The sequence below is a fragment of the Paraburkholderia sp. CNPSo 3274 genome (assembly GCF_024206475.1).
Taxonomy (GTDB): Bacteria; Pseudomonadota; Gammaproteobacteria; order Burkholderiales; family Burkholderiaceae; genus Paraburkholderia.
The window spans coordinates 60,184-78,271 of the sequence record NZ_JAMBPR010000026.1 but is presented as its reverse complement, the minus strand read 5'-3'; the positions used below and the strand labels follow the sequence as shown (position 1 = coordinate 78,271).

Annotated in this window: 15 protein-coding genes; 8 read left to right on the top strand and 7 right to left on the bottom strand. The window is 65.8% G+C overall.

The window, feature by feature from the left end; all coding sequences use genetic code 11:
- The first annotated feature begins 368 nt into the window (after positions 1-368).
- The 5 genes from M3I54_RS19370 (at position 369) to nagE (ending at position 7,774) form a co-directional block, all read left to right on the top strand.
- A complete protein-coding gene (locus M3I54_RS19370; RefSeq protein ID WP_254338700.1) occupies positions 369-1,103 on the top strand; it encodes a GntR family transcriptional regulator in 735 nt (244 codons plus the stop codon).
- A 76-nt stretch (positions 1,104-1,179) separates the two neighbouring features.
- Positions 1,180-2,283, top strand: a complete 1,104-nt coding sequence (nagA, locus tag M3I54_RS19365; protein WP_254338698.1) for an N-acetylglucosamine-6-phosphate deacetylase — start codon at positions 1,180-1,182, stop codon at positions 2,281-2,283.
- Positions 2,276-3,283: an SIS domain-containing protein gene (locus tag M3I54_RS19360; RefSeq protein ID WP_254338764.1), complete on the top strand. Its 1,008-nt coding sequence runs from the start codon at positions 2,276-2,278 to the stop codon at positions 3,281-3,283. Before nagA ends, M3I54_RS19360 begins: the two co-directional genes overlap by 8 nt.
- Positions 3,284-3,295: 12 nt before the next feature.
- Positions 3,296-5,890: a phosphoenolpyruvate--protein phosphotransferase gene (gene ptsP, locus M3I54_RS19355; RefSeq protein WP_254338696.1), complete on the top strand. Its 2,595-nt coding sequence runs from the start codon at positions 3,296-3,298 to the stop codon at positions 5,888-5,890.
- A gap of 120 nt (positions 5,891-6,010) precedes the next feature.
- A complete protein-coding gene (gene nagE / locus M3I54_RS19350) occupies positions 6,011-7,774 on the top strand; it encodes an N-acetylglucosamine-specific PTS transporter subunit IIBC (RefSeq protein WP_254338694.1) in 1,764 nt (587 codons plus the stop codon).
- A gap of 86 nt (positions 7,775-7,860) precedes the next feature.
- Here the strand turns inward: nagE and cydB are convergent, their stop codons facing one another.
- From cydB to rpoH, 4 genes are all read right to left on the bottom strand, one after another.
- On the bottom strand, positions 7,861-8,997 hold the full coding sequence (gene cydB / locus M3I54_RS19345) for a cytochrome d ubiquinol oxidase subunit II (RefSeq protein ID WP_254338693.1): 1,137 nt from the start codon (positions 8,995-8,997) through the stop codon (positions 7,861-7,863).
- A gap of 37 nt (positions 8,998-9,034) precedes the next feature.
- On the bottom strand, positions 9,035-10,621 hold the full coding sequence (locus M3I54_RS19340; RefSeq protein WP_254338691.1) for a cytochrome ubiquinol oxidase subunit I: 1,587 nt from the start codon (positions 10,619-10,621) through the stop codon (positions 9,035-9,037).
- Positions 10,608-10,910 (bottom strand): cytochrome oxidase putative small subunit CydP, encoded by a 303-nt coding sequence (cydP, locus tag M3I54_RS19335; RefSeq protein WP_254338689.1) that lies wholly within the window; start codon positions 10,908-10,910, stop codon positions 10,608-10,610. The genes M3I54_RS19340 and cydP overlap by 14 nt, the downstream gene beginning before the upstream one ends.
- Before the next feature lie 187 nt (positions 10,911-11,097).
- A complete protein-coding gene (gene rpoH / locus M3I54_RS19330) occupies positions 11,098-12,033 on the bottom strand; it encodes an RNA polymerase sigma factor RpoH (protein WP_254338687.1) in 936 nt (311 codons plus the stop codon).
- A 574-nt stretch (positions 12,034-12,607) separates the two neighbouring features.
- On the opposite strand from rpoH, the gene M3I54_RS19325 reads away from it, so the two are divergent.
- On the top strand, positions 12,608-12,991 hold the full coding sequence (locus M3I54_RS19325) for a nuclear transport factor 2 family protein (RefSeq protein ID WP_028201838.1): 384 nt from the start codon (positions 12,608-12,610) through the stop codon (positions 12,989-12,991).
- Between the two features lie 139 nt (positions 12,992-13,130).
- Here the strand turns inward: M3I54_RS19325 and leuA are convergent, their stop codons facing one another.
- The 3 genes from leuA to ybiB all read right to left on the bottom strand — a co-directional run bounded on the left by leuA (position 13,131) and on the right by ybiB (position 16,324).
- Positions 13,131-14,777 (bottom strand): 2-isopropylmalate synthase, encoded by a 1,647-nt coding sequence (gene leuA / locus M3I54_RS19320; protein WP_254338685.1) that lies wholly within the window; start codon positions 14,775-14,777, stop codon positions 13,131-13,133.
- Positions 14,767-14,970, bottom strand: coding sequence for a hypothetical protein (locus M3I54_RS19315; RefSeq protein ID WP_254338683.1), 204 nt, complete (start codon positions 14,968-14,970; stop codon positions 14,767-14,769). Before M3I54_RS19315 ends, leuA begins: the two co-directional genes overlap by 11 nt.
- A 391-nt stretch (positions 14,971-15,361) precedes the next feature.
- Entirely contained in the window at positions 15,362-16,324 is a 963-nt protein-coding gene (ybiB, locus tag M3I54_RS19310) for a DNA-binding protein YbiB (protein ID WP_254338681.1), read from the bottom strand.
- A gap of 330 nt (positions 16,325-16,654) precedes the next feature.
- Here ybiB and M3I54_RS19305 point away from each other — a divergent pair, with 330 nt between their 5' ends.
- Together M3I54_RS19305 and maiA are read left to right on the top strand one after the other, a co-directional pair.
- Positions 16,655-17,353 carry a fumarylacetoacetate hydrolase family protein gene (locus tag M3I54_RS19305; RefSeq protein WP_028201842.1) on the top strand — a complete coding sequence of 233 codons (699 nt, stop codon included), beginning with the start codon at positions 16,655-16,657 and terminating at the stop codon, positions 17,351-17,353.
- Positions 17,354-17,397: 44 nt separating this feature from the next.
- A complete protein-coding gene (maiA, locus tag M3I54_RS19300; RefSeq protein ID WP_254338679.1) occupies positions 17,398-18,045 on the top strand; it encodes a maleylacetoacetate isomerase in 648 nt (215 codons plus the stop codon).
- Positions 18,046-18,088: the final 43 nt, after the last annotated feature.

Here is an 18,088-nt window from a genome sequence, read left to right as displayed (position 1 = left end):
ATTGCGCGTGCACGATAGGGAGGGATCCGTGCGATCTTTCCTGCCGAAGTCACGTCTTGGTCCTATGGCGGTACTACGGTGGGCTATGTCAGATAACCTGTTGATGCCAATCTGGTCCTATTGTGGGGTCCCGTGATACCGCTCCAGGGTAAATCCTGATGTCAATTTGCTCTTCGCTGCAGTCTTTCGTATCGTGTAATGTATTGATTTTTAACGATATTTTTCTATTTTATGCGGCGGCCCGGCATTTGTTGACTGGTCTTATTGTGGTTATATAATGGGCTCGAACTCGCACCGGACCAATCTGCACTGCCACGTAGCATGCTCGTCCGGCCCCCCACGATCGTCCAACCGCTGGCGCCAAGTCCATGGAAACCCGTTGGTCTGCCCTGATGCCCGATGCGCGCAATGTGACGCCGCTCTATCTGCAGCTGGCGCGCAACCTTGCCACGGCCATTCACTGCGGCGTGTGGTCGGCCGGCGAGGCGCTGCCCTCGGAGCGCACGCTGTCGGACGCCATCGGCGTGTCGCGCATCACCGCGCGCAAGGCGATCGAACTGCTCGTGGAGCAGGGGCTGATCCGGCGCGCGCGCGGCGCGGGCAGCTTCATCACGCCACGCGTGGAAGATCCGCTTTCGCGCCTCACGGGCTTCACGAAGAAAATGGAGCAGCGCGGCTTCACACCGGACTCGGTGTGGCTCGCGCGCGAGGTACGGCCCGCGCACCGCGAGGAGATCGTGCAGCTCGGCCTCTCGCCTGGCGCCTCGGTCGCGAGCCTGCGCCGTCTGCGCCGCGCCGACGGCACCGTGATGGCCGTCGAGCATTCGGCGCTGCCCGTGTCGATCGTGCCGGACCCGGAAGCCCTCGAAGGCTCGCTGTATTCGTATCTGGAGCAGCGCCGCGTGCCCGTGGTACGCGCCCTGCAGCACTTTCGCGCGGTCAACGCGACGGGCGAGATCGCCGCGCTGATGGGCGTCGAGCCGCGCGCGGCGCTGCTTGTCATCACGCGCGTGGGCTTTTCCGCCGATCAGCGCGCCATCGAGCTGACCGACACCTATTGCCGCGACGGCTATTACGACTTCGTTGCGGAGCTGCGCCAGTGAGCGCCGCCGCAGTCTCTCTCATGCACGTCACCGAAACGTCCTACCGCGCTTTGATGCGCCTCATCGGAAAACTCTCATGCTGAGCGGAAACATACTCACCCCTGAAGGCTGGATCTACGGCACGCTGTCGTTCGAGAACGGACGCGTCACCGCGATCACGGGCGAGGCCACCGATCCGGCGAAAAACGACGCACCCTACATCCTGCCGGGCTTCATCGACCTGCACGTGCACGGCGGCGGCGGCGCGGACGTGATGGAAGCCGGCGACGCGATCGAAACCATCGCGCGCACCCACGCCCGCTACGGCACCACGAGCCTGCTCGCTACGACCATGACCGCCCCGCGCGATGAGCTGATGAACGTGGTCGCGGGCCTCGGCGACGTCACGCGCAACCGCACGGCGGGCGGCGCGCGCGTGCTGGGTGTGCACCTCGAAGGCCCGTACATCAATCCAGGCAAGCTCGGTGCGCAACCCGACGCCGCCGTTTCGGCCGTGCTCGACGAAGTGCTCAAGTACCTCTCGATCGCACCGATTCGCGTGGTGACCGTGGCACCCGAAATCGCGGGCCATATTGAAATCATCGGCGAGATGGCGGCGCGCGGCGTGCGCGTGCAGATCGGCCACTCGCTCGCGACCTACGACGACGCCGTGGCCGCGCTCAAACACGGCGCCTGCGGCTTCACACACCTCTTCAACGCGATGTCGCCGCTGCATCATCGCAATCCGGGCGTGGTCGGTGCGGCGCTCGCGCATGCCGAGTACGCTGAGATCATTCCGGACCTGCTGCACGTGCATCCCGGCGCGATCCGCGCCGCACTGCGCGCCATTCCGCGTCTTTATGTGGTGACCGACAGCACCTCGGCCACCGGCATGCCCGACGGCGAATACCGCCTCGGCAGCCAGCGCGTGACGAAATGCCTTGGCGGCGTGCGTCTTGCCGACGGCACGCTCGCGGGCAGCACGCTCACCATGGACCAGGCGCTGCGCAACCTCGTTTCGATCGGCCTGCCGATCGCGGACGTTTCCGCGCGTCTGTCGCGCTATGCCGCCGACTACCTCGGCATCGAAGACCGTGGCCGCCTCGTGCGCGGCGCATGGGCCGATGTCAACGTGTTCGATCGCGAGCTGGCGCTCACCGCGACCTATGTCGAAGGAGAATCGATTGTCGAATATGCTTAAAGAAGCGCTGGCCTCGGCCAGCGTCGTCGCCGCCCAGCTTGCGGACACCTCGCGCGTCGAAGCGCTCGCCCGCGCGCTGAAGGCCGAGCCGCGCCACGTCGCGCTCACCGTCGCGCGCGGCAGTTCGGACCATGCGGCGAGCTACTTCGCTGCGCTCACCATGAGCCGCATCGGCGTACCGGTGGCCACGTTGCCGATGTCGATCGCGACGCTCCAGCAGGCGCCCTTACGTGTGCGCGGCCAGTTTGCCCTCGCTTTCTCCCAATCGGGTAGGAGTCCTGATCTCGTCGCGACGATCAAGGCGCTGCGCGAAGCCGGCGCGCTGACGGCGGCGATGGTCAACGTCGCGGGCTCGCCGCTCGCCGAGGCTGCTGGCACGGAACTGCCGCTCCTCGCCGGTCCCGAGCTGAGCGTGGCGGCAACCAAGAGCTATATCGCGATGCTCGCGATGTCGGCGCAGCTCGTCGGCTTCTGGCAGCGCGACGCCGCGTTCGTCGACGCCGTGCGCGCGCTCCCCGACGTGCTCGATCGCGCGGGCACGCTCGACTGGTCGAAGGCCGTCGAAGAATTGCGTGACGTCAAACAGATGATTGTTATCGGCCGCGGTCCGGGCCTCGCCGTTGCGCAGGAGGCTGCGCTCAAGCTCAAGGAAACCTCGGGCATTCAGGCCGAAGCGTTTTCGAGCGCCGAAGTGCGCCACGGCCCGATGGAACTGATCGATCGCGACTACCCGCTGCTCGTGTTCGCACCGCGCGGGCCGGAGCAGGCAGGCTTGATCGAGTTCGCCCGCGACATGGAAAAGCGCGGTGCGCGCGTGCTGCTCGCGGCGCCCGCCGACGTAGCCGGCGCTGCGCTGCCGCTCGAAACGGCTGCCGATGCGGCACTCGATCCCATCGCGGCCATTTTGTCGTTTTACGTGATGGCGGCGGGCCTCGCCGCCGCTCGCGGGCGGAACCCCGACGAGCCGCGTTACCTGAACAAAGTCACCGAAACCCACTAGATTGGAAAGCGAATGGAACGCATCGAGGAGTCTCACCTGATGGATCCGCATACTCGCGTCGAGGGGCACATCGTCCTGGTCTCTCCGCTCACCGGGCCGGTCGTGCCGCTCGCGTCGGTGCCCGATCCGGTGTTTTCGGAAGGGTTGTTCGGCGACGGCATTGGCGTCGATCCGCTCGTCGGCCGTGTCGTCGCCCCGTGCGACGGCATCGTCGTGCATCTCGCGCGCACCGGCCACGCGGTCACGCTGCAATCGGCCGAGGGGGCACAGGTGCTCGTGCACGTCGGCATCGACACCGTCGAGCTGAACGGCAAGGGCTTCACGCCGAAGGTCGCGCAGGGTGCGCAGGTGCGGCTCGGCGACACGTTGATCGAGTTCGATCTCGACGTGGTGGCGTGCAATGCGCCGAGCCTCGTTTCGGTCATCGCGATCGCCAATTCGGACGCATTCGAAGTGATCGAGCGCGCAGGCGCGGGTCACGTCGAAGCGGGCAAGTCCGCGCTGCTCGTGCTGCGCGTGCGTGAGGGCGCGGAGATCTCAGCCGCCCACGAATTGATCGCGAACGAAGTGCGCCGCAGCGTCACGCTCACGCATGCGGGCGGCCTCCATGCGCGGCCCGCGGCGCGGGCGCGCGAAGCGGTGCGCGGCGTCGACGCGCGCGTCGAGGTCCGCTTTGGCGAACGCAAGTCCGCCATCGAGAGCGTCGTCGGCCTGTTGGGCCTCGGCGCGGGCGAGGGCGCGACCATCGAACTCGTCGGCATCGGCCTGGAGGCGCAGCGCGCCGTGGACGCCGTAGCGGCCGAACTCCTGCGTGAAGCACCAGGCGAGGGCGGCGAAGCGCCGGCGCGGCTGCAGTCGCCCGCGCCCGTGATGCAGGAAGCCGCGGCCGCCGTGGCGTCCTCCGCCGAGCCTGGCGTGCTCATGGGCGTGTGCGCAGCGCCGGGCGTCGCGGTGGGCAAGCTGGTGCGCTGGGACGAAGCCGAACTCACGCCGCCCGAACTCGCGAGCGGCTCGTCGGCCGCGGAAAGCCGCCTGCTCGACAAGGCAATCGCCGCTGTGGACGCCGAGCTGAACCAGAGCGTGCGCACGGCCTCGCAGCGCGGCGCGATTGGCGAGGCGGGCATCTTCACGATGCACCGCGTGCTGCTCGAAGACCCGACGCTCGTCGACGCCGCGCGCGACGCGATCAGCCTCGGCAAGAGCGCAGGCTACGCGTGGCGCGAAGCGATCCGCGCGCAGGTTGCGGTGCTCGGCAAGGTGGACGATCCGCTGCTCGCGGAGCGCGCCGCCGACCTGCGCGACCTCGAAAAGCGCGTGCTGCGCGCGCTCGGTCTGTCGAACACGGCCGCGCGTGCGTTGCCCGAGGAAGCCGTGCTCGCCGCCGACGAATTCACGCCTTCCGATCTCGCCTCGCTCGACCGCAAGCGCGTGATGGCGCTCGTGATGGCGCGGGGCGGCGCGACCTCGCATGCCGCGATCATCGCGCGCCAGGCCGGCATTCCCGCGCTCGTCGCGCTCGGTGACGCGCTTCATGCGGTGCCCGAGGGCAGTGAAGTCGTCATCGATGCGGGTGCTGGCCGCTTTGTGTACACGCCGAGCGCGCTCGACATCGAACGCGCGCGCAGCGAAAAGCAGCGCCTCGCCGGCGTGCGCGAAGCGAACCGCCGCACGTCGCAAGAGGCCGCAGCCACGCGCGACGGCCACGCAGTGGAAGTCGCCGCGAACATCGCGACGCTGGAAGACGCCAACACGGCGATGGAAAACGGCGCGGACGCCGTGGGCCTCCTGCGCACGGAGCTGCTCTTCATCCATCGCCAGACCGCGCCGACGGTGGAAGAACATCTTCAGAGCTACCAGGCAATCACGGACGCACTCGCGGGCCGCACGGCGATCATCCGCACGCTCGACGTGGGCGCGGACAAGGAAGTCGACTATCTCACCCTGCCGCCCGAGCCGAATCCGGCGCTGGGTCTGCGCGGCATCCGCCTCGCGCAGGTGCGGCCCGATCTGCTGGACGATCAGCTGCGCGGACTCATTGCCGTGAAGCCGGCGGGCAAGGTGCGCATCCTGCTGCCGATGGTGACCGACGTGGGCGAACTCGTGCGTCTGCGCGAGCGCATCGACACATTCGCACGCGAAGCGGGCCGCACGGAGCCGATCGAAGTGGGCGTGATGATCGAGGTGCCCTCGGCAGCGCTGCTCGCGGACCAACTCGCGCGCCACGCCGATTTCCTCTCGATCGGCACCAACGACCTCACGCAGTACACGCTCGCGATGGACCGTTGCCAGCCTGACCTCGCGGCGCAAGCCGACGGCCTGCACCCGGCCGTGCTGCGTCTCGTGGCAGCGGCGGTCGAGGGCGCGAACAAGCACGGCAAGTGGGTCGGCGTGTGCGGCGCGCTGGCGGGCGATCCGCTCGCGGTGCCGCTGCTCGTCGGCCTCGGCGTGACGGAGCTTTCCGTCGATCCGGTTTCGGTGCCGTCGATCAAGGCGCGCGTGCGCAAGCTCGACTACAACGACTGTCGCGAGCGCGCGCAGAACGCACTCGCACTCGAATCGGCGCAAGCCGTGCGTGCGGCAAGCCGCGAAAGCTGGCCGCTCGATTGATGGTTTCTGTTTTACCCACCCTAAGCAATTCTTAAAAACACGCCAGCGCGCGCAGCGATCGCGCGCCGGCTTCTCTCACCGACACACGTCACACAAGAGATAGAGACTGGAGGCAGTTCAATGGATGGCAATCCGTTTCTCAAGATACAAAGCCTCGGCCGCGCGCTGATGCTTCCCATCGCAGTGCTGCCGGTCGCCGGTATCCTGCTTCGCTTCGGCCAGGCCGACATGCTCAACATCAAGATCATCGCCGACGCGGGCGGCGCGATCTTCGATAACCTGCCGTTACTGTTTGCGATCGGCATTGCAGTGGGCTTTGCGAAGGACAACAACGGCGTCGCCGGCCTCGCGGGCGCGCTGGGCTATCTGGTCCAGATGGCCGTGATGAAGGACATCAACGACAAGCTCAACATGGGCGTGCTGTCAGGCGTGGTGGCCGGTGTCGTCGCGGGCATGCTGTACAACCGTTTCAAGGACATCAAGCTGCCCGAGTTCCTCGCGTTCTTCGGCGGCAAACGCTTCGTACCGATCGTCACAGGGCTCACGTGTCTCGTGCTGGGCATCGTGTTCGGCTACGTCTGGGGACCGGTGCAGGGTGTGATCGACACCGCGGGTCACTGGCTCACTACGGCGGGCGCGATCGGCACTTTCGTGTACGGCTTGCTCAACCGGCTCTTGCTCGTCACGGGTCTGCACCACATCCTCAACTCGCTCGTGTGGTTCGTGTTCGGCTCGTTCACGCCGGCAGCCGGCGGCGCGGCCGTCACGGGCGATCTGCACCGCTTTTTCGCGGGCGATCCCACGGCGGGCAGCTTCATGGCCGGCTTCTTCCCGGTGATGATGTTCGGCCTGCCGGCAGCCTGCCTCGCGATGCTGCACGAAGCACCGAAGGAAAAGCGCGCGATGGTGGGCGGCCTGCTGCTTTCGATGGCGCTCACCTCGTTCCTCACGGGCGTGACCGAGCCGATCGAGTTCACGTTCATGTTCCTCGCTCCCGTGCTCTACGCGATCCACGCGGTGCTCACGGGGCTGTCGCTCGCGATCTGCTCGCTGCTCGGCATCAAGCTCGGCTTCACGTTCTCGGCGGGCGCGATCGACTACGTGCTGAACTACGGGCTCTCCACGCACGGCTGGTATGCAATTCCGCTCGGCGTGGTCTATGCGGTCGTGTACTACGGGCTGTTCCGCTTCTTCATCCGCCGCTTCAATCTGCCCACGCCGGGCCGTGAAGCCTCGGCGGACGATACGGCAATCGCCTCGTCGATGTCGGGCGTTACGGTGGCAGCGGGCGGCGCGGCAACGGCGGCATCGCTCTCGCGTGCTGCGCGCTACATCGATGCGCTGGGCGGCGCGGCCAACCTCAAGGTGGTCGATGCATGCACGACGCGTCTGCGTCTCACGGTGGCCGATCCGGCGCATGTTTCCGAGCCGGCGTTGAAGGCGATCGGCGCGCGCGGCGTGCTCAAGCGCGGCGGCGAAAGCGTGCAGGTTGTCATCGGGCCGGAAGCGGACATCATCGCCGATGAGATTCGCGGTGAGATCGCACGCGGCGGTGCGGCGGCCGTCAAGGCGGCTGCGGCCGCGCAGCCTGCGGGTCAGGCCGTTCAGGCTGCTCAGGCGAACGCGAGCGCGGATGTCGCGCAGGGCCCGCTCGATCCGAATCCGTCGCGCTGGCTTGCGGTGTTCGGCGGCGTAGCCAACATCGTCTCGCTCGACGCGGTGGCGGCCACGCGCCTGCGCGTGATCGTGCGCGACTCGGCGGCGGTGGATCGCGAGAGGCTCGGCGCGCTCGACGTAGCGTGGATTTCGGCGGATACGCTGCACATCGTGGTCGGCGACGCCGCGCCGCGCTATGCACGTGAACTGGCGCTCCAGCCGGCGTAATCGATTCGCTGTATGCCTATGAAAAACGCCGCGGCATGAACTGCCGCGGCGTTTTTGTCTCCGGTGCCGCTAAATCGCCTGGGCGCTTAGTACAACGTATGCTGGTTGTCCCGTATCGTACCCGCGGTGATCTTGCCGCGCATGACGCGATAGACCCATGCCGTGTAGCCGAGCACGATCGGCAGGAAAATGATGACGGCCACTAGCATGATCTCGAGCGTCATCTTGCTCGAGGTCGCGTCCCAGACCGTGAGGCTCGAACGCGGGTCGAGCGACGAGGGCATGATGAACGGGAACATTGAAAAGCCCGCAGTCAGAATCACGCCGACAATCTGCAGCGCCGTGCTCAGGAACGCGAGCCGCTCGAAGCGCGAGCCCGCGAGTGCGAACGCGAGCACGCCGCCGAGCAAGCCCGCGGCAGGGGCGAGCGCCATCCACGGATAAAGCCCGTAGTTCGCGAGCCAGAGTCCTGGCCCCGAATCGACGCTTTTCAGGAGCGGATTGGCCACCGTGTCTAAAGGCGCGGGCGACGTGATCGTATAGCCGCCGATGAGTGTCGCCACGAGCGCGCCCGCCACGAGGAACAAAACGATCGTGAGCGCCGCGAAGAGCCGCAGCGCCTTCGAGGCGCGCATGGCGACGACGCCGTCGCTCTTCATCTTCAGGAACGCCGCGCCGTGCGCGGTGAGCATGCAAAGACTCACCAGTCCGCAGATCAGCGCGAACGGATTGAGGAGTGCAAAGAAGCTGCCGTGATACGTCACGCGCAGGTCCGTGTCGTACACGAACGGCACGCCCTGGAGCAGATTTCCGAACGCCACGCCGATCACGAGCGCGGGCACGAAGCCACCGATAAAGAGACCGTAGTCCCACCCCTGGCGCCATCTCACGTCCACGCGCTTGCCGCGATAGTCGAAGCCCACGGGACGGAAAAACAGTGAGAAGAGCACGAGCAGCATGGCGAAGTAAAAGCCCGAGAACGACGCCGCATAGGCGAGCGGCCACGCGGCGAACATCGCGCCGCCCGCCGTGATGAACCAGACCTGGTTGCCTTCCCACGTCGCGCCGACCGCGTTGATGACGATGCGGCGCTCCTCGTCGGTCTTGCCGACGAAGGGCAGCAGCACGGCCGCGCCCATGTCGAAGCCGTCGGTGACCGCAAAGCCGATCAGCAGCACGCCGATCAGCACCCACCAGATCAACTTGAGCGTTGCGTAGTCCATGGCGTGTTTCCTCGCGTCTGTCGTCGTCTCGCATCGATCACGTGAGCTCGCCGCCGGTCGCCAGCGCGGCCGTCTGCTCGTGGAAGTAACGACCGGTATGCAGCGACGAAGGCCCGAGGCGCGCGTACTTGAACATCAGGGTGATCTCGATGATGAAGAGCACCGTGTAGAAGATCACGAAGCCCGCGATGCTCAGCATCACGTCGCCGGGTGCGAGGCTCGAAGCCCCAAGGCGCGTGGGCAGCACTTCCGCGATGCTCCACGGCTGGCGGCCCACTTCCGCGACGACCCAGCCGAATTCGGCGGCGAGCCACGGCAGCGGGATCGCCACCAAGGCCCAGCCCAGGAACCAGCGGCGGTTGTCCTTGAGCAGCGAGCGCTGCGCACAGAACCAGAAAGCGAGCACGAAGGTCACGAGAAAGAGGATGCCAAGTCCGACCATCACGCGAAACGACCAGAACACGGGCGCGACGGGCGGGATCGCCGTTCGCGATGCAGCCCTGACCTGCTCGGAAGTCGCGTCGACCACGTTCGGCGTGAACCGCCTCAAGAGCAGGCCGTAGCCGAGATCGGCCTTGTGCGCCTCGAACACGTCGCGCGTTTCGGTGTCGGCGGTGCCTTCCTTCATCTTTTGCAGCGCGGCGTAGGCGAGCATGCCATTGCGGATGCGCACCTCGGCGCGGCCCATCAGATCTTTCAGACCGATCACGGGCGTGTCGATCGAGCGCGTGGCGATGATGCCCATCAGCCAAGGAATGCGGATCGCGTAGTCGGTGCGCTCTTCCTTCTGGTTAGGCAGGCCGAATAGCGTGAACGGCGCGGGCGCGGGCGCGGTGTCCCATTCGGCCTCGATGGCGGCGAGCTTGACCTGCTGCACGACGCCGTCGGTGTAGCCCGATTCGTCGCCGAGGATCAGCACGCACAGCGTGGACGCCAGGCCGAAGCCCGCGGCGATCGCGTACGAGCGCAGCGCGAACTCCACGTCGCGCCGGCGCAGCAGGTACCACGACGAAATGCCGAGCACGAACATCGACGCCGTCACGTAGCCGGCCGAAACCGTGTGCACGAACTTCACCTGCGCAACGGGGTTGAAGATCACCGCGAACAGGCTGGTGAGTTCCATGCGCATGGTTTCATAGTTGAACGCCGCGCCCACGGGGTTCTGCATCCAGCCGTTGGCGATGAGAATCCACAACGCCGAGAGGTTCGAGCCGAGCGCGACGAGAAACGTGGTGAAGAGGTGCGCGCCTTTCGACAGGCGATTCCAGCCGAAGAAAAAGAGACCGACGAAGGTCGATTCGAGGAAGAACGCCGCGAGCCCTTCCAGGGCGAGCGGCACGCCGAAAATGTCGCCCACGTAGTGCGAGTAGTACGACCAGTTGGTCCCGAACTGGAACTCCATCGTGAGGCCGGTGGTGACGCCCATGGCGAAGTTGATGGCGAAGAGCTTGCCCCAGAACAGCGTCATGTCTTTGTAGATCTCCTTGCCGGTCATCACATAGACGGACTCCATGATGACGAGCAGCCACGAGAGACCAAGCGTGAGCGGCACGAACAGGAAGTGGTAGAGCGCGGTGATGGCGAATTGAAGACGCGAGAGTTCCACCGTTTCAATCGTGGGCATGACGGCCTCCTCGGTGCGGCGGCATGGTCTGAGGCTGGGACGCGGACGGCTTGAGCGCCGAAGACAGGGGCACGGCCAGGATGGCCTGCGCGACAGCGGCAGGCGGCATGTTCATGTCTTCTGCCTGCGGGTGATTGAAGAACGCGTATTTGAGCGCCATCAAGAGGACGAGCTTGACGGCGAGAACGAGGGCGATATCGCGCGCGAAGGTGGGGCCGCGCATCCACTGGAGGATTCGCGTGCGCAGCAACGACGGTATGCGCTGGCGTTGACCGGATGCCGGGATCATGACGAAGGGTGCCCTCGAACGCGTTACGAGGCCAGACCGCGGCGCGGCTTCTGGCTCACCACCTCGAAATCATCTTAGGGTGGAATCAGCGAGGCCGGTGCGAAGGTGCGCAGATTGCGGGTGCGCAAAAGAAAAGCCCCGTTCGCGGGAACGGGGCTTTCGGTTTGGCGTTGAAGCCAGCGGCGGCTTACGCGTAGTCGGCGAGCGCGGTGCGCATCTTCTTCATGGCGCTCGCCTCGATCTGGCGAATACGCTCGGCCGAAACGCCGAACTCGTCGGCCAGTTCGTGCAGGGTCGAGCCGCCCGAACCGTCGTCGTCCACGTGGAGCCAGCGCGCCTCGATAATGCGGCGGCTGCGTGCGTCGAGCGCTTCCAGCGCGCTCGCAATGCCGTCCGACTGCAGGCGGTCGCGCGAACGTGCGGCAAGCACGGCGCTCGGCTCGTTGTGCGAGTCGGCGAGCCAGGCGATCGGGGCAAACGACTCCTCGCCGTCTTCGGTCTGGCCCTCAAGCGCGATGTCGGCGCCCGATAGGCGCGTTTCCATCTCCACGACCTCTTCGCGCTTCACGTTCAGTTCCTGCGCGAGGCCGTCGATTTCCTCCGGCGTGAACGACTGCAGGCCCTGCTTGTGGCTGCGCAGGTTGAAGAACAGCTTGCGCTGCGCCTTGGTCGTGGCGACCTTCACCATGCGCCAGTTGCGCAGGATGTACTCGTGGATCTCAGCCTTGATCCAGTGCATGGCGTACGACACGAGGCGCACGTTCTGCTCGGGGTCGAAGCGCTTCACGGCCTTCATCAGGCCGATGTTGCCTTCCTGGATGAGGTCGGCGTGCGGCAGGCCGTAGCCGAGATAATTGCGAGCGATCGACACGACGAGACGCAGGTGCGACAGCACCAGGCGGCGCGCGCCTTCAAGATTGTTTTGCTCGCGAAACTCAGTCGCGAACTGACGCTCTTCCTGAGGCGTCAGCATCGGGATCCGGTTCACGGCCTGAATATAGGCGTCGATGTTGCCCAGCTGGCCGGGCAACAGGGAAGCACTCGCGAGCGCCAATGAGCCCCCGGCCTTGGCCGACGACGGGCTCAGCGTACTCGGAAGGGTCATGGTCATTGCGTTGCTCACGTAGCGAACTCCTCAGAATCTTGCGAAAGTCAGATACCGACTCCACGGTGGATGTTAGCACTCTGAATCACCGAGTGCTAATACTTGGAGCCTGTAGGGACTTCAAGGTTCCTTCGTTCCTATCGAAGTGGTTGTATCGATAGGTTACACTAAACGCCGCCAGTCAAGCAGGGCGGGGCCTGGCGCCGGCGGAGGCCCGCGCAGGGGGCAGGCCGAAGGAACACTCTAGAACGGGACAGCACTCCAGCGCGAGGGCGCGGGAAATAAAGGGTGGAATCAGAGGTGCTTGAAGGGGCGCGGAGCGCCTGGACTTTGCCACCGGACCTGACAAATAGACATCAGACAAAGTGGAAAGTGCTGCGCTGCGACATCCGGGCGCGGCCATGGGGATGCCGCTACCGCCACGCGCGGCTTTCACCGGGCGCGTGGTTTATGCACCATACATGGAGGCGTTGTCTTTGATCGCAAGTATCCTTGCGCCAAATCCTGGTATAAATTTCAGCCAGACGTATGCAGAAAATCTTCGGCGTAGATCTGCGCTCAGGCGCGGGCCGACGCGCAAGGGGCTCGAGCGATGGCGGCTAAACTAATCGATGCGATTCGCGGACTTGAGCGCGAGCGCTTTCGCGCGATGGTCGACGGCGACGGCACGTCGCTGGACCAGTTGCTGTCCGATCACGCGACCTTCGTGCACACCAACGGCAAACGCGAGACCAAGCAGCAGTTCATCGACGCGATCACGGCGGGCCGCCGCCGCTACCGCCAGATCGAGATCCAGTCGCAGGACGTGCTGCACGCTGGCAACGAGGCCTGCGTGGTCTCCGGCCGCGTGCTCATCGAGATGGAAGCGAACAACGGTGCGCTCCTCTTTCCTATTGCCTATACGGCGATCCAGACGCAGGAAGGGGGACACTGGCGTCTGCTCGCATGGCAGGCGACGCGTTGCGCGATCGAGTGATGACCGGTAAGTCCACTCGCTGAAACGCCGCTTGGGCGCTTCAGGCGCACGCCGGCGGCCCGTTTTGCCGCCGGCGCTCAACAATGCCGCCGATTTCCCTGCTGAAACTCAAGCTGCTTCGCGCACCGCGCGGAAGGTGTCAGGCCGCCACTCGCTGATCCACTTGCGGCCAGACCGCGCGATTCACCGCGCTGACCACTGCGGCGACGCACGCATGGACCGCGTCTTCTCCTACGCCCACGCCGTGGCGCAACGGCTGGCCGCCCACGCGCGCGCCGACGAACACGGCCGTGCCGCCCTGCGAGGTGCGCTCGGTCTCGAACGACGTGATTTCAATGCGCTCGCCGGCCATTGCCGCGACTGCGGCGGCCACGGCCTGCGCATGCGCTTCGTCGATGCTCACGGCAGCCGGCATGGCCACTTCACGGCCTTCCCAGCGCACACGACCTGAACCGGCGTCGGCAACCGGCCCGCGTGTTTCGAAGTACTCACGCGCGAAGAGCGCGCAGACCGCGTCGCCCGTGATCTCTTCACCCGAGGTATCGGCGACGGTCTGCACGGCGTGGCTGAACTCGATCTGCACACGGCGCGGCGGCGTGAAGCCCATGCCGCGTTCGAGCAGGTACGTCGCGCCACCCTTACCCGACTGGCTGTTCACGCGGATCACCGCGTCGTAGCTGCGGCCGAGATCGGCGGGATCGATCGGGAGATAGGGCACTTCCCAGACGGCGTCGGGCTGCTGCTGTGCCAAGCCCTTGCGGATCGCGTCCTGGTGCGAGCCCGAGAACGCCGTGAACACGAGGTCGCCCGCGTACGGATGGCGCGGATGCACGGGCAACTGGTTGCAGCGCTCGACCACGCGGCGCACGGCGTCGATATCCGAAAAGTCGAGGCCCGGATCGATGCCCTGGGTATAGAGGTTCATCGCGAGCGTGACGAGATCGACGTTGCCGGTGCGTTCGCCGTTGCCGAAGAGGCAGCCTTCGATACGGTCCGCGCCCGCGAGCAGCGCCATTTCGGCGGCGGCCACTGCCGTGCCGCGGTCGTTATGCGGATGCACCGAAAGCACAATGCTGTCGCGGTACGCGAGATTGCGGTCCATCCACTCGATCTGGTCGGCGTAGACGTTGGGCATCGCCGCCTCGACGGTCGCCGGGAGATTCACGATCATCTTGTGATCGCGCGTCGGGTGCCACGTCTGGGCCACCGCGTCGCAGACTTCGCGCGCGAAGGTCAACTCGGTCATGCTGAAGGTTTCGGGCGAATACTGGTACGTCCAGTGCGTTTGCGGATTTTTATCGGCATGTTCGCGGATGATGCGCGTGCCTTCGACCGCGAGCGCTTTTACTTCGTCCTTCGACTGGCCGAACACGATCTTGCGGAACGACGGGCAGATCGCGTTGTAAAGGTGGACGATTGCGCGCGGCACGCCTTCGAGCGCTTCGAACGTGCGCGCGATCAATTCTTCGCGCGACTGCACGAGCACCTCGATCGTCACATCTTCGGGAATGCGCTTTTCGTCGATCAGCTTGCGCACGAAATCGAAGTCGGTCTGCGAAGCGGACGGAAAGCCGACTTCGATTTCCTTGAAGCCGATCGCGACGAGCATTTCGAAGAATTCGGTCTTCTGCTCGATGCTCATCGGCTCGATCAGCGACTGATTGCCGTCTCGCAGGTCGGTGCTCATCCAGATCGGCGCGCGCTCGACGGTGCGCGTCGGCCATTTGCGGCCGTTCAAGCGGATGGCGGGGAAGGGGCGGTACTTCTCGGCGGGATTACGCAACATGACGAGCCTCGTTCTTCATGGTGTCGTTTGCGATGGCGGTCGGCAGCGGGCGGTTGGCGGGCTGGCGACGGAGCACGATGCGCGAAACTTCACGCGTGCGGGCGGCAACCTCGGACGCGAAGAAGACGGCCACGGTGACGGCGGTAGCCGGCGCGGCGAAAGCGGACGTGAACGATGCCCATGCAACGTGCATTTTGACCTCGCGACTCGTCCGAACGGTAAGCGGACGAATGCAGACGACAGGTTGTAGAGATACAGCGGATTTGGGGTACTGCGAGAACTGCTTTGGGAGGACCGCGGTGACCGGAGGAGGGGGTCGTTGCGGCGCTACACCAGCTTTAGGCTAGGCGTAGCGATAGGGCCGATAGTCGGCCGAGGGTAATTCGGAGGGGGTTCGGGTAGGAACGCATTTGTCCAATGTAAATCAGGGCGGATGCGCGTGTCAACAGAGAATTTGCGATTGCCCGAGTGGAGATCCGTGAAGATGGCCGACGAAGCGCGCCGATGCGCTTGTGGTGGAACGCGCGGGTTGCCCGCTCCATACGGCTTTCAGCGGATTGTGCGACGTGTTTCTGGTTCGATCGTTAGTGCTTCGCGATGCGCTTGATCGTCTCGATCTGGCGCGCGATCGCTTCCGGCACCGGCGCTTCGCCGCGCAACACGGCTTCGATCCAGGCGGCCGTAGTGGGCGCGTCGCGGCCTTCGGGGAGATCGACTTCGGGCGCGCCGGGCGACGAGCGCTCCGGTTCGATCAGCGTTTCGCAGATGCCATCGTGCAGCCAGTCGACCTGCACCTGGCGGCGTGTGTCGGCGACGGCTTCGCCCTCGGTGCCGCGCGCGAGCAATGCGCCGCCCACCGCCGCTTCCGGATGCGCCGCGAAGAGGGCGCTCAGGCTTTCGCGGTACGGCGGGTGCGTGTAGTTCACGAGACGCAGGCCCGGCTCGGCGAACGGCTGCAGCAGCTTGACGAGCGTATGTGTGGAGTTGCGCACGCCCATGCGCCGGCGCATCGAGAGCAGGCGCGCGAGTTTGGGCGCGAGCGTTTCGATCGACGAAAACGCCACGCGGCCCGACGCCAGTTGCGCCTCGATTTCGGCGTGATCGCGTGCTTCGGGCCGATTCAGCGCCGCGAAGATTTCCGCGCTCGTGATGCGGCCCGGATCGGTGACGACGCCGTGCACGAGCGCCGGCACGCCTTCGCGCGCGAGCAGCAAGGCGAGCAGCGGCACGAGATTCGGCTGCTTGCGCGCACCGTTGTAGCTTGGGATCGACACAGGCCGATAGTCGCCGCGCGGCACCGCGAGCGGCGCGAACGAGGCGTGCGCCGCGGCGAGCATGGCGGCCAGCTCATCCGCGGTTTCGCCCTTAAGGCGGTAGGCGAGCAGGACCGCGCCTAGCTCCAGCTCGGGCACGCGGCCGTCGAGCATGGCGGCGTAAAGGGCATGCGTGTCTTCGGACGAGAGCGAGCGTGCGCCGTGCGGTCCGCGGCCGATCTCCTTGATGAAGCGGGCGCACGGGAAGATGTCGGTGGAGTCGGCGGTGGTCATGGGCGAGCGCGGTTCGTTCGACGGCGTGCGGCGGGCCGCCGTCATATTGAAATGGGGGATGCGAGAAGTATCGCACGAGCACGCCGTGCCTCGCCGGCCACGCCTGCGGCCCGCCTGGGCGGACCCCACCTCGCCGGCCGCACCTCGCCGGCTGCACCGCGCCGGCCGCACCGCGCCGGCCACTTGAAGTCTCCGCCGCGCACGCTCACCGTCGCGCGTTACACTCGCGATTGTTCTGGCGGCGCAAGCCGTGCCTTCACGCCTTAAAAGCCCTAAAGATGTACAGGCCGCGTGCCTCGCGCACGCCCCATCACAAAGACGGAGAACTCCATGACGTACGTATTCGAACCGGCGGCGCTCGCCTCGGTGCCGGTGGCCGGCAGCGACACGCGTTTCCCGGTGCGGCGGATCTACTGCGTTGGCCGCAACTACGAAGCGCACGCGCGCGAGATGGGCCACGATCCGAACCGTGAACCGCCGTTCTTCTTCTCCAAGCCCGCCGACGCCGTGCTCTACGTTGCGCCCGGCTCGACCGCCGAATTTCCGTATCCTGCGCAATCGCAGAACGTGCACTTCGAGATGGAACTCGTTGCGGCGATCGGCAAGGGCGGCAAGGACATTCCTGTCGCGAGCGCGCTCGACCACGTGTATGGCTATGCGCTCGGCCTCGATATGACGCGCCGCGACTTGCAGGGTGAGGCGAAGAAGCTCGGTCGTCCGTGGGATACGGCCAAGGGCTTCGACCATTCGGCGCCGATCGGCCCGATCCATCCGGTTTCGAAGATCGGCCAGCTCGCGAAGGGCGAAATCTGGCTCGCGGTCAACGGTGAAGACAAGCAGCGCTCCGACATCTCGCAGATGATCTGGCCGGTTGCCGACACGATCGCGTTCCTTTCGACGCTGTTCGAGCTCAAGGCCGGCGACCTGATCTACACGGGCACGCCCGAAGGCGTGGGCGCCGTGGTCAAGGGCGACCTGATGACGGGCGGTGTGGCAGGGATCGGCGAATTCGCCGTGCGGGTCGTCTGAGCGGCGCGGGCCGCATCACGATTCAAGGGGAGCAAGAGAGGAGCATGAAGCTTTACAGCTATTTCCGCAGTTCGGCATCGTATCGAGTGCGTATTGCGTTGAATCTGAAAAACCTGCCGTACGAGTACGTCCCGGTTCACCTCGTGCGCGACGGCGGCGAGCAGCTCAAGCCCGCCTACCGCCAGGTGAATCCCGACGCGATCGTGCCGGCGTTCGTCGACGACGAAGGGCACACGCTCCAGCAGTCGCTCGCGATCATCGAGTATCTGGAAGAGACGCATCCCGAGCCGCCGCTGCTGCCGAAGTCGCCCATCGATCGCGCTCACGTGCGCTCACTCGCGCTGCAGGTGGCGTGCGAGATTCATCCGGTGGACAACCTGCGCGTGCTCAAGTACCTCAAGCACACCGTGGGCGCGGATGATGCGACGAAAGACGCGTGGTATCGCCACTGGATCGAGGCGGGCTTCGCGACGCTCGAACAGCGGCTCGCCAGCGATCCGCGCACCGGCAAGCTCGCGTTCGGCGACACGCCGACTGTCGCCGATCTTTGCATCGTGCCGCAGGTCTACAACGCGAACCGGTTCAAGATCGACACGACGCGTTACCCGACCATTCAGCGCATCAACGACTACGCGCTCACGCTCGATGCGTTTGCGCGCGCCGCGCCGGGTATGCAGCCGGATACGGAATGAGCGTCTGACCGTACCAATGAAGAAGGGCGTCGTTCGTGAGAAC